Origin of the sequence: Pseudofrankia coriaricola (assembly GCF_001854805.1) — a bacterium.
Taxonomy (GTDB): Bacteria; Actinomycetota; Actinomycetes; order Frankiales; family Frankiaceae; genus Pseudofrankia.
Map to the genome: position 1 here is coordinate 173,341 of NZ_MBLO01000235.1, position 21,289 is coordinate 194,629.

At 71.0% G+C, this 21,289-nt stretch carries 21 protein-coding genes; 12 read left to right on the plus strand and 9 right to left on the minus strand.

Annotation, left to right across the window (positions count from 1 at the left end):
* Nucleotides 1-116 precede the first annotated feature (116 nt).
* On the plus strand, nucleotides 117-1,364 hold the full coding sequence (locus BCD48_RS31075) for an LmeA family phospholipid-binding protein (RefSeq protein ID WP_071051938.1): 1,248 nt from the start codon (nucleotides 117-119) through the stop codon (nucleotides 1,362-1,364).
* Between the two features lie 102 nt (nucleotides 1,365-1,466).
* On the opposite strand, the gene BCD48_RS31080 is transcribed toward BCD48_RS31075, so the two are convergent.
* From BCD48_RS31080 to BCD48_RS31090, 3 genes are all read right to left on the minus strand, one after another.
* Nucleotides 1,467-2,012: a dihydrofolate reductase family protein gene (locus tag BCD48_RS31080; protein ID WP_071051939.1), complete on the minus strand. Its 546-nt coding sequence runs from the start codon at nucleotides 2,010-2,012 to the stop codon at nucleotides 1,467-1,469.
* The gene (locus tag BCD48_RS31085; protein ID WP_083419465.1) at nucleotides 2,009-3,052 is read right to left on the minus strand and encodes a helix-turn-helix domain-containing protein; all 1,044 of its coding nucleotides are present in this window, start codon (nucleotides 3,050-3,052) and stop codon (nucleotides 2,009-2,011) included. Before BCD48_RS31085 ends, BCD48_RS31080 begins: the two co-directional genes overlap by 4 nt.
* A gap of 66 nt (nucleotides 3,053-3,118) precedes the next feature.
* Complete coding sequence (locus BCD48_RS31090; protein ID WP_083419466.1) at nucleotides 3,119-3,928, minus strand: UbiA family prenyltransferase; 810 nt, start codon at nucleotides 3,926-3,928, stop codon at nucleotides 3,119-3,121.
* A gap of 890 nt (nucleotides 3,929-4,818) precedes the next feature.
* On the opposite strand from BCD48_RS31090, the gene BCD48_RS31095 reads away from it, so the two are divergent.
* From BCD48_RS31095 to BCD48_RS31105, 3 genes are read left to right on the plus strand one after another with little or no spacing between them, the layout of a single operon-like run.
* Nucleotides 4,819-6,033 carry a glycosyltransferase gene (locus BCD48_RS31095; protein WP_071051941.1) on the plus strand — a complete coding sequence of 405 codons (1,215 nt, stop codon included), beginning with the start codon at nucleotides 4,819-4,821 and terminating at the stop codon, nucleotides 6,031-6,033.
* Nucleotides 6,030-7,049, plus strand: coding sequence for a glycosyltransferase (locus BCD48_RS31100; RefSeq protein ID WP_071051972.1), 1,020 nt, complete (start codon nucleotides 6,030-6,032; stop codon nucleotides 7,047-7,049). The genes BCD48_RS31095 and BCD48_RS31100 overlap by 4 nt, the downstream gene beginning before the upstream one ends.
* Nucleotides 7,046-8,545, plus strand: coding sequence for a glycoside hydrolase family 130 protein (locus tag BCD48_RS31105; protein WP_071051942.1), 1,500 nt, complete (start codon nucleotides 7,046-7,048; stop codon nucleotides 8,543-8,545). Before BCD48_RS31100 ends, BCD48_RS31105 begins: the two co-directional genes overlap by 4 nt.
* A 31-nt stretch (nucleotides 8,546-8,576) precedes the next feature.
* On the opposite strand, the gene BCD48_RS31110 is transcribed toward BCD48_RS31105, so the two are convergent.
* Nucleotides 8,577-9,578, minus strand: a complete 1,002-nt coding sequence (locus BCD48_RS31110) for a glycosyltransferase family 4 protein (RefSeq protein ID WP_071051943.1) — start codon at nucleotides 9,576-9,578, stop codon at nucleotides 8,577-8,579.
* Nucleotides 9,579-10,004: 426 nt separating this feature from the next.
* Nucleotides 10,005-10,562, minus strand: coding sequence for a TetR family transcriptional regulator (locus tag BCD48_RS31115; RefSeq protein WP_241842132.1), 558 nt, complete (start codon nucleotides 10,560-10,562; stop codon nucleotides 10,005-10,007).
* Nucleotides 10,563-10,880: 318 nt separating this feature from the next.
* Here BCD48_RS31115 and BCD48_RS31120 point away from each other — a divergent pair, with 318 nt between their 5' ends.
* The 5 genes from BCD48_RS31120 (at nucleotide 10,881) to BCD48_RS47545 (ending at nucleotide 16,036) form a co-directional block, all read left to right on the plus strand.
* Nucleotides 10,881-12,044 carry a sulfotransferase family protein gene (locus BCD48_RS31120; RefSeq protein WP_071051945.1) on the plus strand — a complete coding sequence of 388 codons (1,164 nt, stop codon included), beginning with the start codon at nucleotides 10,881-10,883 and terminating at the stop codon, nucleotides 12,042-12,044.
* A gap of 171 nt (nucleotides 12,045-12,215) precedes the next feature.
* Entirely contained in the window at nucleotides 12,216-13,250 is a 1,035-nt protein-coding gene (locus BCD48_RS31125) for a DUF7064 domain-containing protein (protein ID WP_071051946.1), read from the plus strand.
* A gap of 266 nt (nucleotides 13,251-13,516) precedes the next feature.
* Complete coding sequence (locus tag BCD48_RS31130; RefSeq protein WP_071051947.1) at nucleotides 13,517-14,710, plus strand: cytochrome P450; 1,194 nt, start codon at nucleotides 13,517-13,519, stop codon at nucleotides 14,708-14,710.
* Nucleotides 14,711-14,778: 68 nt separating this feature from the next.
* The gene (locus tag BCD48_RS31135; RefSeq protein WP_071051948.1) at nucleotides 14,779-15,597 is read left to right on the plus strand and encodes a mycofactocin-coupled SDR family oxidoreductase; all 819 of its coding nucleotides are present in this window, start codon (nucleotides 14,779-14,781) and stop codon (nucleotides 15,595-15,597) included.
* Between the two features lie 211 nt (nucleotides 15,598-15,808).
* Nucleotides 15,809-16,036, plus strand: coding sequence for a hypothetical protein (locus tag BCD48_RS47545; RefSeq protein WP_083419467.1), 228 nt, complete (start codon nucleotides 15,809-15,811; stop codon nucleotides 16,034-16,036).
* Nucleotides 16,037-16,197: 161 nt separating this feature from the next.
* On the opposite strand, the gene BCD48_RS31140 is transcribed toward BCD48_RS47545, so the two are convergent.
* The gene (locus BCD48_RS31140; RefSeq protein WP_071051949.1) at nucleotides 16,198-16,401 is read right to left on the minus strand and encodes a cold-shock protein; all 204 of its coding nucleotides are present in this window, start codon (nucleotides 16,399-16,401) and stop codon (nucleotides 16,198-16,200) included.
* 99 nt (nucleotides 16,402-16,500) lie between these two features.
* Between BCD48_RS31140 and BCD48_RS55090 the strand changes: the two genes are divergently transcribed.
* Both BCD48_RS55090 and BCD48_RS31145 read left to right on the plus strand, forming a co-directional pair.
* Nucleotides 16,501-16,629 (plus strand): hypothetical protein, encoded by a 129-nt coding sequence (locus BCD48_RS55090; protein WP_274536596.1) that lies wholly within the window; start codon nucleotides 16,501-16,503, stop codon nucleotides 16,627-16,629.
* Nucleotides 16,630-16,951: 322 nt separating this feature from the next.
* Nucleotides 16,952-18,178: an RNA polymerase sigma factor gene (locus BCD48_RS31145; RefSeq protein WP_071051950.1), complete on the plus strand. Its 1,227-nt coding sequence runs from the start codon at nucleotides 16,952-16,954 to the stop codon at nucleotides 18,176-18,178.
* 167 nt (nucleotides 18,179-18,345) lie between these two features.
* On the opposite strand, the gene BCD48_RS31150 is transcribed toward BCD48_RS31145, so the two are convergent.
* Nucleotides 18,346-19,092, minus strand: a complete 747-nt coding sequence (locus tag BCD48_RS31150; RefSeq protein ID WP_071051951.1) for a GntR family transcriptional regulator — start codon at nucleotides 19,090-19,092, stop codon at nucleotides 18,346-18,348.
* A 133-nt stretch (nucleotides 19,093-19,225) separates the two neighbouring features.
* Here BCD48_RS31150 and BCD48_RS31155 point away from each other — a divergent pair, with 133 nt between their 5' ends.
* Nucleotides 19,226-20,401, plus strand: coding sequence for an amidohydrolase family protein (locus BCD48_RS31155; RefSeq protein ID WP_071051952.1), 1,176 nt, complete (start codon nucleotides 19,226-19,228; stop codon nucleotides 20,399-20,401).
* Nucleotides 20,402-20,473: 72 nt separating this feature from the next.
* Here BCD48_RS31155 and BCD48_RS31160 read toward each other — a convergent pair whose 3' ends face one another.
* Nucleotides 20,474-20,938 (minus strand): GNAT family N-acetyltransferase, encoded by a 465-nt coding sequence (locus BCD48_RS31160; protein ID WP_071051953.1) that lies wholly within the window; start codon nucleotides 20,936-20,938, stop codon nucleotides 20,474-20,476.
* Between the two features lie 103 nt (nucleotides 20,939-21,041).
* On the minus strand, nucleotides 21,042-21,289 hold a 248-nt coding region (locus tag BCD48_RS31165), incomplete at its 5' end, for a diguanylate cyclase domain-containing protein (protein ID WP_116271720.1).

Sequence of the window (21,289 nt, forward strand, 5' to 3'; positions counted from 1 at the left end):
GCCAGGGGACGGCGTCCGCCACGGACAGCGACGTGGAGGACGGACGGGCACGGCCCGCCGTGAGGCGGCTGGCGCGACGCCAGGGATTCTGGCGTGCGGGAGCGGGAGAAGATTCGGTGAACCAGGAACGTGGCGAGGACGGGCGGGAGCCCGGAGACGTCACCCGTGTCCCGCGACCCGGAGCCTCTCAGGGATGGCCGGAGACCTCCGACGCCGATGGATCCGCGACCCAGAACATCCCTCGCCGGACCATTCCGCCCCGCTCGACGCCCGCGCCGGCGCAGCCACCTGGCACGTTCGGCCCGACCGAGCCGCCGCCGCCCGCCAGCTCCTACCGCCCGGGGTGGGCCGCGCCGACGGCCGCCGCCGAACCATGGGACGAGACCCGGGGATGGGCCCGGCCAACCGGGCAGGACAGCGGCTACCAGGACAGCGGCTACGAGGTGATGTACCCGGCCGCGGCGCATGGCGGCTTCGACGCCACACCGCCCGGCGCGGGCGACGGCCGGCCGCCGGAAGACGCTTCCGGGGCAGGAGAAGGGGCCGGGTCCGGGGTCGGCGTGGAGCCGCCGACGCGGTGGCGCCCGCCCCGGCGTCGCGTCCTCATACTCACCGCGCTCCCGCTGGTGCTGATCCTGCTGTTCGTGGTGGTCGACCGGGTCACGGTCTCGGTCGCCGAAGGGGAGATGGCCAAGCAGCTCAAGACGAGTGTGGTGGAGAACGTGGCCTGCGGCGCCCCACCGCCGACGGTGAAGGGCGTGAGCATCGGCGGCTTCCCGTTCCTCACCCAGGTGCTGTTCGGGAAGTTCCAGAACATCGGCGTGACCGTCGAGGACCTCTCCACCCCGCAGCTGCGGATCGCTTCGATCCAGGCGAACCTCAAGGGCATCCACGTCCCGCTCAGCCAGATCATCAGCAACAACGTCGGTGAGGTGCGTGTCGACAGCGCGCAGGCGACGGTCCGGGTCCGCTACGACGACCTGAACACCTTCCTGGCCAGCCAGCCGGGCGGGCTCCGGATCAACCCCAAGGACAACGGGCGGCGCGTCGAGATCACCGGCACCGCGGACGTGCCGCTGCTCGGAGCCCAGCAGGTCGGCGGGATCACCACGTTCGAGGTCCGCGACAACAAGCTCATCCTGGTTCCCACCGAGATCACCCTGCGCGGGCTGCTCAACCTCGACATTCCGCTGGGCGGTCTCGGCGAGCTGATCCCGTCGATCCCGATCCCGGTCGGCGAGCTGCCCTTCCAGCTGGACATCACCAAGGCGTCGACCGACGCGTCGGGTCTGTCGCTGTCGGCGATCGCCACCAATCTCGTGCTGCCGAAGGCGGAGACGACCCCGCAGTGCAAGCCGTCGTAGCCGCGGCCGCCCAGACGGCCGTCCCGAGCCGCGGCCTTTGCTCGCGACAAGTCGTGTTGGCCCGGCTGGACGGCACCTGGCGGGACAGCGCCCGCCAACCGGTCAGGCGCGAAGCCCGACGACGTCGTAGCGGGCGCAGGCGAAGGCCCGGTTGCGGGTGACCTCGACGAGGCGCAGGTCGAGCCGGCGGGGGAGCAGCGGCTTGCCCGCGCCGAGGGTCACCGGGGCGAGGGAGACGATCAGCTCGTCGAGGAGGCCGTGGTCGGCGAACTGGCCGGCGAGGTCGCCGCCGCCGACCACCCAGACGTCCTTCGTCCCGGCGGCCGCCACAGCGGCGGCGTGCACCGGCCGGATGTCGCCCCGGGCGAACCGGATGTCGGCCGCGTCGACCGGCTTGAGGTCGCGGCTGGTCAGCACCCACGTCGGCTGCTGGTAGTCCCAGGTGCCGCCGGTGGAGATGTGGTTGTCGAGGAGCCACTGGTAGGTCGACGATCCCATCACGAGCGCGCCGACGTGCTCGATGAACTCGTTGTGGTTCATGGGGCCGGCCGGGTCGATGTCCTGGGTGACCAGCCAGTCCAGCGAGTGGTGCTCGTCGGCGATGAAGCCGTCGAGGGTGGTCGCGGTGTAGTAGGTCGTGCGACTCATCGGTCGTTCCCTTCCGTCCCGGTTGCCGTGTAGTTGTCGGTCGCTTCGCCCGTGTTGTCGCCGCTGCCGTCGCCCGTGCCGTCAGCCGGCCCGTCGTTCGGCTGGCCGGCCGGCCCGTGGGCGGCCTCGCCGCGCACGGCGCGCAGCCACATGATCGGGTCGCCGTCGTCGACCTCGCGTCCCGCGGCGCGCAGCAGGTGGCGCACCAGCTGGCGGCGGTGCGCCGCGTAGGTGAGGACGTGCGCGACGACGCCGCTCAGGACGAAGCTCTCCGGCGGGTCGCACAGCGCGTCGACGAGCCGGTCGTCCCACGCCCCGCGGGCCTCGATGTCGCGCACCACCGCCAGCCACCGGCCGGCGGTGGCGTCGTGGCGTTCCAGCAGCCGCGCGACGCCGTCGTTCTCGTCCCGCGGCGGCAGGTCGAGGCCCTCGACCGCCGCCAGCCAGACCTCCTTCGTCCAGATGTGGTGCTCCAGCACCGCGGCGATCGACCTCTCGGGGCCCTCCCAGGACGTCACGGTCGGGAAGGGAAGCCGCTCGGCGCGGAGCTCGGCGTCGGGCAGCCCCTTGGCGATTTCCAGGAGGGCCCGGGTGTCGTCCAGGTCGTGGCTGACCAGCTGTTCGGTGAGGGGGTTCATCGTGTGCTCCGTGGAGTGCACCCACAGCGACATCGGTGGGTGGTAGTGGATGCCGTTCGGCGCGGGCAGCCAGTGGCTGGGCGCGGGCAGGCTCGGCGGGTGGCCGAAGGCGCGGGTGAAGGCGCGGGTGAAGCCGTCGACGGAGTCGTAACCCGCGGCCCAGGCCGCGTCGGTGACCGTCGATCCCCGCCGCAGCTGCCAGGCGGCGCGCTCCAGCATCACCCGACGCCGCATCGCCACCGGCGGCTCGCCCGCGCCGCGTGACAGCAGCCGGCTGAAGTGGAACGGCGAGGAGAAGGCCTCACCGGCCATCTCGCCGAGGGAACGCGGGACGCCCTCGTCGGCGCCGGCGAGCACCGCGTCGAGCAGCTCGCGCAGGCGGTCACGTCCGGGTTGCGGCATGAGGCCAGTCTGTCGGTCGCGCGCCGGTCCACGCCCGACCGATCTTGCGCAGGCCGGGACGCCGCGTCAGCGCAGCCGGGTGCCGCTGGCGATGACCAGGGCGACGTCGATCGCGGCGATCGCCATCGCAGCGCGGAACGCGTGCCGGTCGCCCAGCCGGAGACCGAACGCCGTCAGCACGGCCACGATGCCGAGGACGACGAGGCGCCAGGCGCTGGGCCCGACGGGGCCGAGCAGGGCGACGACGGAGCCCGCGACGAGCAGCAGCACGGCCGACCAGCGCGCGCCGACGGCCCCGAGGCGCTGCGGCAGCCCACGTACGCCGGTTTGGGCATCGGTGGCGAGATCGGGCAGCGTGTTCGCGAAATGCGCTCCGCACCCGAGCAGGGCGCCCGCCAGCGGCAGCCACCACGGCGGCAGCGGATGCCCCGGCTGCCCGAGAACGACGAAGGTGGGCAGCAGCGCGAACGACACCGCGTAGGGCACGACGGACAGCAGCGTCGCCTTGAGGCCGAAGTTGTACGCCCACGCGCTCGCGACCGCGCCCAGATGGACCCATCCCGCCCGCCAACCGGAGGCGAACGACAACGGGACGCAGGCGACCAGCGCGACGGCGGCCGCGAGCGCCACGGTTCTCGGCGTGATGTCGCCCGCGGCGACGGGTTTCTCGGCCCGTCCGCCGATCGCGTCCCGGCTACGGTCGACGAGGTCGTTACTCCAGCCCACTGACAGCTGCCCGGTGACGACCGCCCCCGCAACCGCGGCGACCCCGGCCGCCGGCCGTCCAACGGCGACCGCCAGCGCGGCGGCGAACAGCGTCACCGCCGCGGTCGGCTCCGGATGGCAGGCTCGCACCAGCGCACCAATCCGTCCCACAGCCACTAGCCTCGCAGACCACGTGGTTCGGGACCCAGCGCTGCGGCAGCAAGGTCTAGTTTCGCCCAGAATCGTTCGTGATCACCGTGGGCGTGTCGTCGCTGTCGTGATTTGGCCGGATCCACGACGGTGGCGACACGGTGGTGGTGATCTACCAGTGGCGACCAGCCCCCGACATCCCTCGACGCCCCCGGGATGTCGGCGGTCGGCCGGGACGATGTCCTCGGGGTTGGGGGCCAGGTCTGTAGCCGCTGTTGGATGCTGGCGTTGAGCTGGGTCAGTAGTCGCTCGAATCCATGGCGACGCTCCCGTCCGGCAGCTGCTCGGATACGTCCAGGCTGCCGCAGCCGATCATGACAGCGGGCGCGGCACCAAACATATCGGCGGACCGTCGAGACCACCGGCGACCAGCGGGCGGCGGGTGGTACGGCCTCGCCCGGAAGAAGAATTCCTAATTCGCGCTCATACAATGACGGAAAGTAATAGTATGCAATCTCACGTTTGCGGGTGCTTACGGGCGACGACGGTCATGGAATCCGACGGCGCGCGTGTGGGTACCCGACGGCGCTGGGACCACCCATTCGGGGGCCGGCGGAAGTAGCGATCTGGTGCACCAAATGACGTGGCGTGGCGAGACCCGGGGCCGGTCCGCGTTTGCTTTTGAGGTGTGAGAGGGCTACAAATGGGTTAGCACTCAGTAAGGTCGAGTGCCAACCGCTGGTGTGACGGATGCCTAGGCCTACGTGACCTATCGTTTTCGTTTCTGGGCCCCGCCGGTGACCGGCGCTCCTCCCCGCGGGCACGAGCCCCGCGTCGCGCATCCACGGAGCACAGCGCTCGCGTGACCGCCGGCCGACTCGGTGTCGGCAACTACCGGAAGGTGGGCCTTCGTGCCCCTCCGTTACGGCTTTCTGAGCACCTATTCCCCGACGCAGTGCGGCCTCGCCACCTTCACGGCGGCCCTTCTCGACGAACTGACCAGCGCGGCGCCCGGCGCCGCCAGCGGGGTGGTACGACTGCTCGAGGCACCAGCGGGGCCTGGCCCGCGACCAGGGGCCGTCGTGGGGGACCTGGTGGCCGGGACCCCGGGTGGCCCGCGCCGCGCCGCGCGGCTCCTGAACGGTTTCGACATCGCGGTCGTGCAGCACGAGTACGGGGTCTACGGCGGCCCGGACGGCGACGAGGTGATCGAGGTACTCGACAATGTCGAGGTGCCGGTGGTGGTCGTCCTGCACACCGTGCTCGTGAGCCCGTCCCAGCACCAGCGCGAGGTCATGGAGGCGCTGGTCGCGTCCGCGGACGCGGTTGTCGTGATGACCGAGACCGCGCGGGCCCGGCTGGTCGACGGGTACCGCGTCCACCCGTACCGGGTCTCGGTCATCCCGCACGGCGCGGCGGACAACCGCCGGGCCGCGCCCGCGCGGTCCGCCCGGCCGACCATCCTCACCTGGGGCCTGCTCGGACCAGGCAAGGGCATCGAGTGGGGCATCGCGGCGATGGCGGAACTGACGGACCTCGACCCGCCTGTGCGCTACCTCGTCGCGGGGCAGACCCATCCCAAGGTCCTCGCCCGGGATGGCGAGGAGTACCGGGACAGGCTGGCCGCGCTGGCCAGTCGACTCGGCGTGGCCGATTCCGTCACCTTCGACCCCCGCTACCTCGACAGCGGGTCGCTCGCCGAGCTCGTGAGCGGCGCCGACGTCGTCCTGCTGCCCTACGACTCCGTCGACCAGGTGACCTCGGGCATCCTCATCGAGGCGGTCGCGGCGCTGCGGCCGGTCGTCGCCACCCGGTTCCCGCACGCGGTCGAACTGCTCGGCGACGGCGCCGGCCTGCTCGTGCCGCACGGTGACGTGGCGGCCATCGCGGCGGCGGTGCGCAGCATCGTCACCGATGACGGCGTCGCCCGCGGGCTGACGAGCGCAGCCTCCGCCCACGCACCCGAGCTGCTGTGGCCCGCGGTGGCGCGGAGCTACCGCCGACTGGCTGCCGGCCTGGCCGCCCGCACCGGGAGCAGGCTCGGCGTCGCACCCCTACCCGCGCCCCAGCGGGCGCCCGCGCCGGTGCCCACGCCCATGACGGCGACGGCGACGGCGACCCGGTGACACCCGCGATCTCGTTTGCCCATCTCTTCCGACTCAGCGACGACATCGGCCTTTTCGAGCACGCTCTCGGCTCGGTCCCGCGTCGGGAGTACGGGTACTGCGTGGACGACGTCGCGCGCGGGCTGGTCGTCCTCTCCCGCGAGCCGTCGCCACCCCTGGACCTCATCCGGCTGCTCCAGCTCTATCTCGACTTTGTTCTGGCGGCGCAGGCGCCGGACGGGAGGGTCGTCAACCGGCGCGACACCGAAGGCCGGTGGCGGGACGACCCCGAACTCGGCGACTGCTGGGGCCGAGCCCTGTGGGGGCTGGGCACCGCGGCGGCCCTGGCGCCCACCCACCGGCTGCGGGCACTGGCCCGGGCCGGGTTCCATGCCAGCGCCACCCGCCGTTCCCCCTGGCCGCGAGCCATGACGTTCGCCGCCCTCGGAGCGGGCGAGCTGCTGCTCGCCCATCCGGACGACGGGTCGGCTCGTGCTCTGCTCGCCGACGCCGTCACCGCGATCGGCCCGATCGGCGACGATCCCGGATGGCCCTGGCCGGAGCCCACGCTGCGTTACGCCAACGCGGCGGTGCCGGAGGCGCTGATCCTGGCCGGCATGTGCCTGTCCGACCGGACGGCGCGCGCGGACGGCCTGCGGCTGCTGGCCTGGCTGCTCCACGTGGAGACCCGGGGCGGAACGCTGTCACCGACCCCCGTCGGCGGCCGGCGTCCGCGGGGCGATCCCAGGCCTGGCTTCGACCAGCAGCCCATCGAGGCGGCGGCCATCGCGGACGCCTGCGCGCGGGCCCACGCGGCGACCAGCCAGCACCGGTGGCTCACCGGTCTCCGGCAGGCGCACGGATGGTTCCTCGGCGAGAACGACGCCAGCACTCCGCTGGTCGACACCACGACCGGCGGTTGCCACGACGGCCTCGAACCCGGGGGACGCAACGCCAACCAGGGGGCGGAGTCCGCGCTCGCCCTGCTCTCCACGGAGCAGCACGCCCGCCGGCTGCTGGCGCCGAGTACACCGTGACCCTTGAGTTGGACCTGGTCACCCGGCTTCCGCTCACGCTGGCCGCGGATCCCGGCAGGGTCATCGCGAAGCTCTTCCTCCCCGGCGAGGAGGGCGCCGAGGGGCACTCCCGGGCCGCGGGCATCGTGGACCGGGTACTCGCCCTGACCGACGACGAGGTCGACGGCCTCGTCGACGCCCTGCTCGACCGGTTCGAGCCCCGTCACCGGGACTACCGGGGCACCCTGGCGCGGCACGCGGCGATCGTGGCTCCCCGCGTCCGGGCGCCGGCCGAGCTCTCGCCGGCGCGCACGCTGCTGCTCGGCGCGAGCTTCACCGCCGAGTACGCGGTGGAAGGCGCAGCCGTCACCAATCCATCGGCGGTCGCGCACCCCGACCAGTCGGGGCTGCCACCCGGCGCACTGCGCCTGGTGCTCAGCCTGCGCGCCGTCGGCGAGGGGCACATGTCCTCGATCGGCTTCGCCGTCGGCGTGCTGGGCCCAGGCCCGACGGTACGGCTGGAGTCACGCACCGGTCCGCTCACCACCGGCATGGTCGTACCGGTCGCGTGGGAGCGCGGCCGGCTGCGCTCCCTGCTCGCCGACCATGGCCTCGACGATGAGGTCACACGCTCTGTCCTCGACGCCCTCGACAGGAGTTTGGCCGGCGATGGGCTCGAAAGGGCCTTCGCCAGCATGCCCGCGGAACTCCTGCGCCGTCCGCAGGCCGCCGGCATCCTGGCCGGGATCCGGTCCGTCGCCGGATCGCTGCGGGGAGTCGAGTTCCCGGTGGACAGCGCCCTCACGCAACGGGTGCTGTGGCCCACTGTCGCCAGCGAGAGCAAGGGAATGGAAGACGCGCGGTTCGTCCGCTTCACCGCACCGGACGGAACCGTCGACTACCGAGCGACATACACGGCCTATGACGGCACCCACATCCTGCCGAGACTGCTCACCAGCCCCGACCTGCGGATCTTCACGTCCTCTCCGCTGGCCGGCCCGGCGGCCCGGAACAAGGGGATGGCGCTGTTCCCCCGGCTTGTCGGCGGCCGTCACCTCGCGCTCTGCCGATCCGACGGGGAGACCACCGGTCTGACGGCGTCCGATGACGGGCTGGTCTGGGAACCGTCCCGATCGGTCCATGAACCGAGGGCGCCGTTCGAACTCATTCAGGTCGGCAACTGCGGCTCACCCATCGAGACGTCAGCGGGCTGGCTCGTCCTCACCCACGGCGTCGGGCCGATGCGCACGTACACAGTGGGAGCGATCCTGCTCGACCTGGCGGACCCGTCCACCGTGGTCGCGACGCTGCCCGAGCCGCTGCTCACCCCGACCCTGACCGAGACCGACGGCTATGTCCCCAACGTCGTGTACTCCTGCGGCGGGCTGGTCCATGACGGGCGGCTGTGGCTCCCCTACGGGATCGGTGACTCCCGGGTCGGGATGGCGAGCGTGCCCGTCGACGCCCTGCTCGCGCGGATGACCCGGGCAACCGCCCGACCCGTCGAACAGAGCTGACGGGCCTGACGGGCCCGAACCGTCGGACAGGTCAGCGCAGGATGCGTTCGTAGACGGCGAGATAGTCGGTGACCATACGAGCCATCGAGAACCGCCGGCTCGCGGTGGCCCGGCACGCGGCGCGGTCGAGATCCGCGGCGCGGTCCACCGCCGCCACGGCCGCCGCCGGATCGTCCACCAGGAACCCGGTCACTCCCTCGTCCACGACCTCCGGCATGGCCCCACGGCGGTAGGCGACAACCGGCGTGCCGCACACCATCGCCTCGACGACCGCCAGGCCGAACGGTTCGTCGAACGCGATGGGATGCAACAGCGCCGCGGCGGAACCGAGCACCTCCGCTCGCCTGGACGGCCCGACCGGCCCGAGGTAGCTCACGGCGTCCCCGTCGACGTGGGGCCGCACCTGTTCGACGAAGTAACGCTCGTCCTGAACGATCCCGCAGATCACCAGCCGCCGGCCGGCCAGGCGGGCGATCTCGACGGCCGCCGCGGTGCCCTTGTCGGGATGGATCCGGCCGAGGACGACCAGGTCCTCCCCACCAGCGACCGAGAACGGAAGGGCGGCCAGATCGACGCCGTGGTACACCGTCGCGGCATAGTCCAGTTCCGGGCTGCGATCGGCGTCGGAGATGGAGACGTAGGTGGAGGCCGCCCGCGCATAGGCGGGGACGATCCGCGGGTCGGAGAATCCGTGGACCGTCGTGACCATCGGTGCCCGGACATGCGCCGCGAACGCCAGCGGCAGCCAGTCAAGATGGTTGTGCACGAGGTCGAACTCGCCGGAGCGGGCCAGCGCGTGGGCCACGTGCAACGCCTCCCACACCCGGCCGTCGAGCGCTGGGTCCTCGGCGTACCCGTGCGGGCACACGCCGTCCAGCTTCCCGGCCGTGCGCGAGTCCAGCGTCGCGAACAGGGTGACGTCGACGCCGCGCGCCACCAGGCCCTCCGCGAGGTGGCTGGCGATCTGCTCCCACGGGCCGTAATGCTGAGGCGGGGTGCGCCACGCCACCGGCGCCAGCATCGCGACCTTCATTCTATGATCCGCGTCGCCATGTCGATCACCCTGCTCAACCGCCTCGCATCCAAAAATTCTTCAGCTACGCATGAAAAATGCGAAAAGGGTGCAAAAGGTCGTTTTTATCACCGGTATGACCCTACTCGGGATTTCGGCCCGTGATACGCGCCGCGCGTACCCGGCCATGATCGACCGCAATGTCACGCTCGGTGAGAAGCTCCTCGACGTCCCGGTAGCCGCGTCACTGTGCCGCTGCGTCGCTCATGACCAACGGGCGCGGCACGGCAACGTACTGGGACGAGTTCGGCTGGCTGTACACCCCTGTCCCGAGGAGAGGCCGACCAGGTCAAGGGCGTCGGAGAAGTCGGCTCGCGACCAACGATGTGATTCCGTCACCATCGTGCGGGCAGCCTACCGACCGCCTCTTCCGCTCCGCCTTCAGGGCTACGCGGACACCCTGGATTCGCCGGAGCCGTCCGCGGGCCCGCTGTCCTGAATGCTCGCGACAATTACCTCGATGGCTCCCTGGATCGCGTTGCTCGCCTGGTCGTGGTCCATGTGCCAGTGCTCGACCAGATGCTGGTAGGAATCGGGGTTCCACAGCACGTCGAGCACGGCGGCCGTGGACGCGCGCTCATCCGGCGACCAGTGCGGCGTCGCCGCCTCCACAGCGTCGAGGAGGGCGCGGCGGCGCGTCTGGCCGGCGGACGTGATCGTCGGGTCGGAGACCGCGGTGGTATACCCCGACGCCGCGAACGAGGACAGTGTCGCGAACGCGCGGCCCGCGGTGTCGGCGACTTCGTCGAGAGCGATCCCCTGGTAGGTCACGCCGGCTTGCTCCTGCAGGCGCTGCATGACGGCGGTGTGCAGCTCGCGTTCGTTGGCGAAGTGCCGGTAGACCGTGCTCTCGCTGACGCCCGCGCCTTCGGCGACCGCCCGGAACGTCAGCTCCCGCCAGTCCCAGGTCCGGAACGTGTGGGCGAGGTCCGCGCCCACGGACACGATTCGCTCCCGGGTGTCCGCGGAGCGCTGGCGCCTGACCGGGCTGTCATAGGCGCGCCGCGCGGTCGGGCCCGCGGTGGCCGTGTCCGCGGAGCTTGACTCGGGTCCCATATTAGCGGGAGTCTACTGCCGCGAATTGTCGTGGGAGTCTGCTCCCGCGAATGTGGCACCGACGCTCCGGGCCGAGCCAGGCCGGGCGTCCCTCTCCCCTTGCCGAGGCCGAACCGGCCGCCACCCTCGCCTCTGTCTTCGCCCCCACGACGCCGAGAACGCCTGCCCGGTGCCGGACGCGCACACCCAGCCACACGGGAGACCATCATGACTGACGTCGACGACCTGCTCGCGGCGGCACGTAAGGAAACCGGCCTGGACGACTTCGGCGAGAACACGTTCAGGGAAGGCCTCGAGCGGCTGGTGGACTCGTTACGCACGGAAGCGAGCCTGAACGCCCTCGGCGAGTTATCCATCCGCGCCCTGATTGTCCAGCTCCTGAAGAGCCGCCTGCAGGTCGAGGACTGGTACCGCCGCCGTCCGGAGATCGACGACGAGCCTATCCAGGGACCGCTTGTCGGGCTGGGTTTACCCCGCACGGGTTCGACGGCGCTCGCGGCGCTGCTCGGGGAGGACCCGCTGGCACGCTCGCTGATGCGGTGGCAGGCGGAGGAGCCGTGCCCGCCGCCCTCGACGGTGCCCGCCCCGGATCCCCGTATCGCCCGGGCCGAGGCGAGGGCGAAGATGACGCTCGAGATGGCGCCACGGATGGCCGCGCTGGTGCCGTCGTCACCGACTGGGCCCTACGAGTGCCACGACCTGATGGGCCTCGACTTCAAGTCGCACTACTTCCAGGCGTTCGCGTACATCCCGTCCTACTCGTCCTGGCTGCTCGACGCGGACCTGACGCCGACCTACCTCTACGAGCGCCGGGTGCTGAAGCTTCTCCAGTGGGGGACGGAGCCCAGACCGTGGCGGCTGAAGTGCCCGACGCACCTGATCTTCCTCGACCACCTGGTCGAGGCGTTCCCGGACGCGCGTTTCGTGATGACGCACCGGGACCCGACCGAGGTGCTCGTCTCCGTCGCCGACGTCTACGCGGTGATGGTCTCCATGTACAGCGACGAGGTCGACCGGCCCTACCTCGCGGCTCTCAACGTCGAGCACTGGTCGGTCGGGATGCGCCGCGCGCTGGCGTTCCGCGACGCGGGCCACGACCACCGCTTCTTTGACCTGGACTTCCGCGCCGTACAACGTGACCCCGTGGGCGAGGTCCGCCGCCTCTACACCTGGCTCGGCGAGCCCGTCACGCCCGAGTTCGAAGCCGGGATGCGGCGCTGGTGGCGTGAGAACGCCGAGAACCGCGAGCAGAACATCCATCCGGACGCGGAAGCCTTTGGCCTCGACCTGGAGAAGGCACGGCCGCTGTTCGCCGACTACATCGGCAGGGCGGCCCGGTGGACCGCCCGGGAAGACGCACACACCGCATGATCGCGCCATGGTCGCCGCGCCGACAGCTGACTCACTCGCGCGAAGAGGGCCTCCTGGCCCCGCCCAGCCACAGGTGACAACGACGCGTGAGGCGCCTGGCGCAGGTTTTGATCCGAACGCGACCGGACGCCCCCGCCGCGAACGCGTCCGCCGAACAGAGGAGACAGCACTGTGGCCATCGACCTGACGGGTGGACTCGCCGAGGAGCGGGAGTTCGTCTACGCCAAGCAGCCCGACAACCCCGAGGCGCGGGAGTCGGTCAACGCGTGGATCTGGGATGACAGCGGGACGTTCGGCATCCCGCGCATCGGCGTCGAGGCCGTGGCCGACCAGTGGGACACGCACGACATCCAGGTCAACATCGCGTTCGCTGACGGACGGGTGTACAGCATGTTCGGCCCGTGGCCGGTGCACGACCCCGTCGCGGCCGACGGCCGGGCGCGCATCCTGGGCGCCGGGCCGCTGTCGTTCGAGCTGGTGGAGCCGTACCGCCACCTGCGCCTGAAGCTCGACGGCACGGCGCTCGCGACCACCTCCCAGGCACAGGCCGAGGGCTGGACGCCTCGGGACGGCGGCGAGCAGGTATCCGTCAGGGCCGAGATCGACATCTACCCCGCCGCGCCGCCGTGGGAGAACGGCTCGACGAGCGAGGAGGCCCGACGCATCCTGGCGACGCAGGAGGAGGGCGACCTGATGGGCTACCCCTGGCGGTTCGAGCAGCTGTGCCGGGCCAGCGGCACGCTCACCATCGGCGACGACGTGCACCGGCTGGACGGCGGCGCGGACAGGATCCGGCGGCAGGGTATCCGGCGGCTGGCGAAGTTCTGGGGCCACGTGTGGCAGGCGGCGCTCTTCCCCAGCGGCCGCGGCTTCGGCTTCACGATCTACCCGCCGCGCACAGACGGCAAGGCCACCTACAACGAGGGCTATGTGGTCGACGGCGGCGAGCTCGTCCCGGCCCGCGTCGTGCGCGCGCCCTGGCTGCGCGCCATCGAGCCGAAGGGCGAGGACGTGTCGGTGGTGCTGGAAACCGCGAGGGGAACGTTCGAGATCGGCGGTGAGACGCTGGTCTCGACGTTCATGGTGATGCCTCCCGAGGTCGGCGGCGGCATGCAGCTGCACCAGGGGCTCGCCCGCTACACCTGGGACGGCGAGTCGGCCGTCGGGATGGTCGAACGGTCCAGCACGCCGGAACAGATGGCCTGACAGGCGACCGGACGGCCTGGGCCTGGGCCGAGCGGGATCCGCCCGGGTCACCGACGGCTACCCGGCGCCGTGGGTCGTGACTCCGGCGGGCGATCGGGTGATCGCATCGTGTGCCAGGTCCGTGGGCCAGGTTCGTGAACGCATTCCTGGAGGGCGGTACTGGTTGACACTGGGCACTCGCCCAGCTAGAACAGCTGTTAAAACTTGGCACGTTCGACCGGGCGTTGCCAGCCGCCGTGCCGCGGCCATCGAAGGAGGCCCGCCAGGTGAGTCGTGACGGCGCGGTCTACTGGGATCCGTTCGACCGTGATATCGCCGCGGACCCCTATCCCGTCTACCAACGGCTGCGCGCCGAGGCGCCCCTTTACTACAACGACAAGCACGACTTCTACGCCCTCAGCCGCTACGAGGACATCAACCGCGGCCTGATCGACTGGAAGACTTTCTCGTCGGCCCGGGGCCCGATCCTGGAAGTCATCAAGGCGAACATCCGGATTCCGCCAGGCACATTGCTGATGGAGGACCCGCCGGCCCACGACATCCACCGCGGTCTTCTCGCGCGGGTGTTCACGCCGCGGCGGGTCGCCTCGCTCGAGGTGGAGATCCGGGACTTCTGCACGCGCTGTCTCGACCGGCTCGACGGCGCCGACGGCTTCGACGTCATGGCGGAGTTCGCGAACGAGGTGCCGATGCGCGTGATCGGGATGCTGCTCGGCATCCCGGAATCGGACCAGCTGGCGGTCCGCGAGCGCGCGGACGCGAAACTGCGCACCGAGCCGGGGCAGCAGATGAAGGTGTCCGAGAAGGCGCTGATGGACACCGACCTGTTCGCCGACTACATCGACTGGCGCGCCGAGCACCCCTCAGACGACCTGATGACCGAGCTGCTGCGCGCCGAGTTCGTGGATACCGCCGGCACGACCCGCACGCTCACCCGAGCGGAGATCCTGACCTACGTCACCGTCCTGGCCGGCGCCGGCAACGAGACCACGGCCCGGCTGATCGGCTGGCTGGCCGCGCTGCTCGACCGGTACCCCGACCAGCGCGCCGAGCTGGTGGCCGATCCTGGGCTCGTCCCGAACACGATCGAGGAGACCCTGAGGTTCGAGCCGACCGGCCATGCCGTCGCCCGGTACGTCACGGCTGACGTCGAGCTGCACGGCCAGACCGTGCCCGCCGGCAGCGCCATGATGCTGCTCGTCGCGTCGGCGAACCGCGACGAGGACTGCTGGCCGGAGCCCGACCGGTTCGACATTCACCGCAAGGTCAGCAACCTGCGCACCTTCGGGTTCGGCACCCACTACTGCCTCGGAGCCTCACTCGCCCGGCTCGAGGCCAGGATCGCGCTCGAGGAGTTCGTGAGGCGCTTCCCGACGTGGGATGTCGACTGGAACAACGTCGCGCTGTCGTCGACGTCGACGATGCGCGGTTGGGAAACGTTGCCGATCACCGTCGGCTAGCGCGGGCGCCCGCTTGTCATCGCGGAATGCCCGGCCCTGACCTCCGCACCATGAGCTAAGGATGGGTAATGGGAAAACTGGACGGCAAGGTCGCGTTCATCACCGGTGCCGCGCGCGGCCAGGGCCGCAGCCACGCGATCCGGCTGGCGCAGGAGGGCGCCGACATCATCGCGGTGGACATCTGCGCCCAGATCGCCACGGTGACGTACCCGATGGGCACGGCGGAGGAGCTCGCGCAAACGGTGAAGGAGGTCGAGGCGACCGGCCGGCGTATCGTCGCCCGGCAGGCCGACGTGCGCGATGTGGCCTCGCTGCGGAAGGCCTACGACGAGGGCGTGGCCGAGTTGGGGCCGGTCGACATCGTGGTGGCGAACGCCGGCATTGGCGCTGGCGGCGGCAGCGCGTCGGAGGAGGCGGAGTGGGATGACGTCGTCGCCGTCAATCTCACGGGCGTCTGGAACACCGGCCGCGTCGCGATCCCACCGATGGTCAAGCGGAACCAGGGCGGGTCGATCGTGCTGACCAGCTCCACGGGCGGGCTGATCGGCGTGGGCATCCCCGTGGCGGGATTCCTGGGCTACACCGCCGCCAAGCACGGCGTCATCGGGCTGATGCGGTCGTGGGCCAACTACCTGGCGAAGTACAGCATCCGGGTGAACAGCGTCGCCCCGACGGCGGTGCGCACGCCGATGGCCGGCGACGGGAACCTGGCCGCCATCCTGGAGAGGTCGCCGGCGCTCGCGGGCGCGCTGACCAACGCGATGCCCGTCGACCTGGTGGAACCGATCGACATCTCCAACGCCATCGCCTGGCTGGTGTCCGACGACGCGCGCTACGTGACCGGCACGGTCGTGCCCGTCGACGCCGGCCTGCTCAACAAGCGGTAAGGCGGATCACCGTCCGGCAACACGCCCGCGTCGAGGAGCCGTTCCCCGACGCACCGCGCGGCGGGCCGGTGGAAAACACGTCCGATGGTTCTGACTTGTATTACCGTACGTCACCGACCTGGTTGACTCTGGGTAATCGTGGGTATCTTTCGCCCATAACCCATCCGGAACTTCCTCAATGAGACGGCGCAATGCGCCGGGGGGAGCGGGCATGGAGTACCGAAATGGTCGTAAATATTCCCTGCTGATCGCCGCGGCTGTGCTGGGCTCGGTTCTGTCCGCGGCTCCGGCCGAGGCCGTACTGGCACCGAGCCATGTCACCAACGCCGCGGCCGCCTGTTTCTGGCGTCATGACCCCGGCCACTGGGACTGGGTGAACGGGCACAGGCGCTGGGTCCCCGCGCGCTCCGTCTGGGTCTGCGCGGCAGGACGGCGGTGATACCGCGGCAGTAGGAGAAGTAGCCTGTCGCCCGGCCGCCGCCATCACGTCGCCGTGATGGTTGCCCGTGCCCTCCCGGGGCCGGGGGATGCCGTATGGCGTGACGCAGAACAGCGCGCGGCCGATGGCCGCGCGCTGTTCCGTGTGAGGTCGAAGCGTCGTCAGACGGGCTGGACGTTTTCGGCCTGTGGGCCCTTCTGGCCCTGCACGATCTCGAACTGCACGTTCTGCCCCTCGTCGAGCGACTTGTAGCCATCCGCCACAATCGCCGAGAAGTGGACGAACACGTCCGGACCGCCACCGTCCACGGAGATGAACCCGAAACCCTTCTCCGCGTTGAACCACTTGACGGTGCCCTGAGCCACGAGCGTTCTCCTTGCTACTTTCCCGGTAGACGTCTCTCGTCTCCCGGTCTCGCGCCGGCCACGGATCGCTCCGCATCCGGCCGTTCCGTTCGACGATGCATGACGCTCACACAGCGGAGAACAGGCAACGGCACCACCCTACTCGCCACCGGCGCCGACGATCCCACCGCGTCCAGGTCCCCGCACCGCGAGTTCGCGCGGGTCGCGCGGGTCGCGCGGCTGGTGTGAGGCCGGAGAGCGCGCGCGTGGCCGATTGGGCGTCACCGGGGCCGCCAGAGTGGTTCACCTGGCGGCGAGAACCATGAGGTGGTTGGTCGCGGCTCCCGGCCGCCGCTGCATGATGGCGTAGCCTGACGCAAGTCGCCCGACACGTTCCATCGCCCGACACGACCGTTGTCGGGCGGCGGCGCACCCAACTACACCCTCTGGTCGGCGCCAGTCGCGAGCCGCCGCGGCCGATGCGCCGACGGGCATGAGGCGCCCCCAGGGTCATGACCCATGACTTTGGTGACTCCAACCGCTCAGAACCTCCGACAGGCTGGAGCTAGCCATGGGCAGCAAGACCCGGCCCGGTAGCGCGACGGGTTCGCGGACAGCCACGATCCCTGTCCGCATCGCCGGCGAGCCGGGCGACGTTCGTATCGTGGGAGAGCCAGGCGATGTCCTTATCGCCGGAGACCCGGGAGACCCCGGAGACCCGGGTGAGAACGGTCTCGGCGCGGACGCCGCCGCCGGGGACCGCCTGGGCGTCGATGGCGGGGATGACGAGGAGCGGGAGGACGCCCGCCCCGGCGATGCTGACCCGGCCGAGGCGCCGGCGTCGCCCGCCCGGCGACGGGCGGCGGACTCGCGGGTCGCGCCGTCAGCCGCGCACGACCCGGTCCGGATGTACCTGTCGAGCATCGGCAAGACCCCGCTGCTGACCGCGGAGGGCGAGGTGGACCTCGCGAAGCGGATCGAGGCCGGGGTGTTCGCCGGCCACAAGCTCACGACCTGCGGCGATGAGATGTCCGCGAGGCAACGCCAGGACCTCGAGGCCGTCGAGTGGGACGGGCAGCAGGCCAGCCGGCAGCTCGTCGAGGCCAACCTGCGGCTGGTCGTCTCGATCGCGCGGCGCTACGCCGGGCGGGGGATGCTCTTCCTCGACGTCGTGCAGGAGGGCAATCTCGGCCTCATCCGGGCAGTGGAGAAGTTCGACTACACCAAGGGCTACAAGTTCTCCACATACGCGACCTGGTGGATACGGCAGGCGATCACCCGGGCCCTCGCCGACCAGTCCCGGACCATCCGCCTCCCCGTGCACCTCGTCGAGCTGCTCAACCAGGTGGCGCGCCTGCGCCGGGAGCTGCTGGTGGAGTTCGGCCGCGAGCCGACCCGGGAGGAGATCGCCGTCGCCCTCGGCGTCACCGCCGCCAGGGTCGACGAGCTCCACCGGATCTCCAGGGAGCCGGTGTCCCTCGACAGCCCGGTCGGTGAGGACGCCGATACCCACCTCGGCGACCTGATCGAGGACACCGCGGCGGTCGAGCCGATGGAGGCGGCCATGATCTCGGGCCGCGCGGACCATCTGGGGGCCGTCCTGCGCGCGCTGCCGGACAGGGAACGACGAGTGATCCAGCTGCGGTTCGGCCTGGCGGACGGCCGCAGTCGCACGCTGGACGAGATCGGCCGCGAGTTCGGGCTGACCCGCGAACGCATCCGCCAGATCGAGCAGCGGACGCTGGCGAAGCTGCGCCATCCCGCCCGCTCCGAGGCGCTGCGCGACTACCTCGAATAGACACCCGCGGCGCCAACGAGAGCCGCGCCCGCGAGCGGCGCGGATCGGGCGCGAGCCGCGTGGCCAGGGCGCGGCCAGGGCCCTGACGGCGCACGTGGATCGTGACGACGTGGCGCGGGCGCTGATCGTGGCTCGGACATGCCGACCCGCGGCGGCGTGGCGCCGGGCTACGCGTTGGCGACGCTGCTGACCTGCCGGCGAGCCGCCTGGGCCGGGCTGGCCCCGCCGCCCGCCGCGGCGTTGCTGCCGTCGGCACGCAACACGCCGCGCTGGATCAGCTCACTGATCACTTCTTCGGCGACGGCCCTGGCGTCCGCCAACCGGGCTTGCGACGCCTGGCGCGGATCCCCGGCGACGATCGCGTCGACGACGCGCGCGTGGGCCTCGACGATGTCCTCATGGCTTCGCCGGTCGCTCTGGCGGGCCGCCCACTCCAGGAAGCCGCCGAGCCCGTGCAACTCGGCGAGCAGGCGCGGCGTGGCGCCAGCCCGGTGCTGGACGCGGACGATCTCGGTGGCGAGATCGGCGCGCCGGGCGACGGCCGTCCCGCTTCTCCCGAGTTCCCCCAGGAGGCTCTGGAGCTGGGCGATGACCTCCGGGTCGCGGTCCGTCGCGGCGCGGGCGGCCGCGACGCCGCCCAGCAGGCCGAGGACGTGGAAGTCCGCCCGCAGCGTGCGGGCGTCGAAGTGCTGCACGAAGGTCGCGCGGTGCACCCGGGTCGAGACCAGGCCATCCCGTTCGAGCAGCACGAGGGCCTCGCGGACCGGGGTGGGGCTCACGTCGAGCGCCGAGCTGATGCGCTCGACGTCGACGCGGTCGCCGCAGCGCAGGCGGCCTTCGAAGATCTCGCGTTGGACGTACTCGACGACCGCCGCGCTCGTCTTCGCCCGTCGCAACAATGGTTGGGCCGCCACGTCGCCATCGTGACCGTCACGGCTGGCACGCGTCAATCAAAAATAAAAAATTGGAGATTGCGGGCGCCGCGAAGTGAGCGTACGCTCAGCTCGGCATCGGGACGGTGTGGTCGAACGGCGCAAGGAGGCCAGAGTGGTCAGGTTGGCTGAAGGTCTGCGGGTGATCGACGCGGACGCTCACATGACCGAGCGTCACGATCTTTTTACTGAGCGGGCGCCAAAGGGTTACGAGGACCGGATGCCCCACGTCGAGCGGATCGACGGCCTCGACATGTGGGTCATCGAAGGGAAGACGTTCGGCAGGGCCGGCTCGGGCGGCACCATCGACCATGACGGGAAGAAGCACCCGCACCGGGACTCCCAGGGCGGCCCGTGGGGCATCGAGGACGTGCACCCGGCGGCGTGGGACCCGACGGAGCGCCTGCGCCTGATGGACGAGCTGGGCATTGACACCCAGGTCCTCTACCCGAACGCGATCGGCCTCGGCGGCCAGAACCTGCGGAACTCGGTCCAGGACACGGACCTCCTGCGGCTCTGTGTCGAGATCTACAACGACGCGATGCAGGAGATTCAGGCGGAGTCCGGCAACCGGCTGTTGCCGATGCCGATCATGCCTGCCTGGGACCTCCAGGGCTGCGTGCGCGAGGCGCAGCGCTGTGCCGCGATGGGCGCTCGCGGCATCAACATGACGGCCCACCCGCAGGACTCGGGCTCGCCCGATCTCGGCGACCCGGCCTGGGACGCGCTCTGGGACGTCTGCGCCGGTCTGAACCTGCCAGTGCACTTCCACATCGGCGCGAGCCAGACGTCGCTAAGCTATTTCGGCACGACGTACTGGCCCAGCCAGGACGACTACGTCAAGCCGGCGATCGGCGGCGCGTCCCTGTTCCAGAACAACTCCCAGCTGCTGCTCAACAGCTGCTACTCCGGGATGTTCGACCGCAATCCCGACCTGAAGATGGTCTCCGTCGAGAGCGGCATCGGCTGGGTGCCGTTCATGCTCGAGGCGATGGACTACGAACTGCTGGAGAACGCGCCCAAGTGGGCCAAGAAGCTCCAGAAGCGCCCTTCGGAGTACTTCCAGAGCAACTGGTACGCCACGTTCTGGTTCGAGACCGGCCGCGGGGACCTGCAGCACCTGGTCGACCAGGTCGGCGAGGACAACATCATGTTCGAGACCGACTTCCCGCACCCGACCTCGCTGCACCCGGACCCCGTCGGGATGGTGAGCGAGAAGATCTCCACCCTGCGCCCGGAGACCCAGCGGAAGGTCATGGGCGGGAACGCCGCCAAGCTCTACCGGGTCTGAGGCGCCGCGGTGGGCGGTCGCGTCAGCAGACCGCCCACCGCGACACCTGTCGGGCGCCGAGTGCCCCCTGGCTCAGTCGAGGGTCTTGCGGTAGAAGATCCGCTCGAGGCCGTTGTCGGTGGCACGGTGGGTTTCCACGTAGCCGCGGGCGGCATAGATCCGTTGGTTCTCCACCATGGAGACGTGGGTGTAGAGCCAGATCGACGTGTGGGCGTGCGCCAACGCCTGTTCCTCCGCGAGGCGCAGTAGCGCGCCGCCCAGCCCCCGGCCCTGCGCCACCGGGTCGACCGCGATGTTCTCGAGCAGGAGGCCGTCCGGTCCGGGGACCAGCACCAGGAAGGCACGCAGCCGGTGCGCCGGCCCGTCGACGACCCAGACCTCGGCGTCGTCGATGGTGGCGGCGTAGTCCGCGTCCATCGGGCCCGGGCGTCGCCCGTCCATCCGGGCGACGTACGGCCTGTATGACCGATCCGCGAGTCCGGCCATCTCGGCCGCGTCGGCCGTCACGGCGCGGCGGACCTCGACTGGCTCTGGCACGCCTCCATTGTCACCCGTTGCCGTCACCGGTTGCCGTCACCCGCCGCGCGGCTGCTCACGGCGACTCCGGCGGGCCGCGGGGAGGGCGCCCGCGGGCAGGGCCTCAGCGGTGAGCGGATCGGCGTGGCTCGCGGACGGTCCGGCGGGCGCGGCGACGGCGGCGGTTCTTGGCGGCGTACATGGCCTGGTCGGCGCGGTGGAGCAGCTCCTCGGTGCTGGTGACCGGGGAGCCGGCCTCGGCGACGGCGACACCGACGCTGGCCTGGACGTCGCGTCGCCGCCCGTGCACCTGGAACCCCGGGCGCATCGCCTCCTGGATGCGCCACGCGGTGCTCTCGCCGGTCGCGCGCG

What these genes read in the sequence shown, in the direction of transcription:
- BCD48_RS31110 (WP_071051943.1), bottom strand. Translation starts at nt 9,578, where the DNA reads ATGAAGGTCGCGATGCTGGCGCCGGTGGCGTGGCGCACCCCGCCTCAG.
- BCD48_RS31145 (WP_071051950.1), top strand. Translation starts at nt 16,952, where the DNA reads ATGGGCAGCAAGACCCGGCCCGGTAGCGCGACGGGTTCGCGGACAGCC.
- BCD48_RS31080 (WP_071051939.1), bottom strand. Translation starts at nt 2,012, where the DNA reads ATGAGTCGCACGACCTACTACACCGCGACCACCCTCGACGGCTTCATC.
- BCD48_RS31135 (WP_071051948.1), top strand. Translation starts at nt 14,779, where the DNA reads ATGGGAAAACTGGACGGCAAGGTCGCGTTCATCACCGGTGCCGCGCGC.
- BCD48_RS55090 (WP_274536596.1), top strand. Translation starts at nt 16,501, where the DNA reads ATGACGCTCACACAGCGGAGAACAGGCAACGGCACCACCCTACTCGCC.
- BCD48_RS31120 (WP_071051945.1), top strand. Translation starts at nt 10,881, where the DNA reads ATGACTGACGTCGACGACCTGCTCGCGGCGGCACGTAAGGAAACCGGC.
- BCD48_RS31085 (WP_083419465.1), bottom strand. Translation starts at nt 3,052, where the DNA reads ATGCCGCAACCCGGACGTGACCGCCTGCGCGAGCTGCTCGACGCGGTG.
- BCD48_RS47545 (WP_083419467.1), top strand. Translation starts at nt 15,809, where the DNA reads ATGGAGTACCGAAATGGTCGTAAATATTCCCTGCTGATCGCCGCGGCT.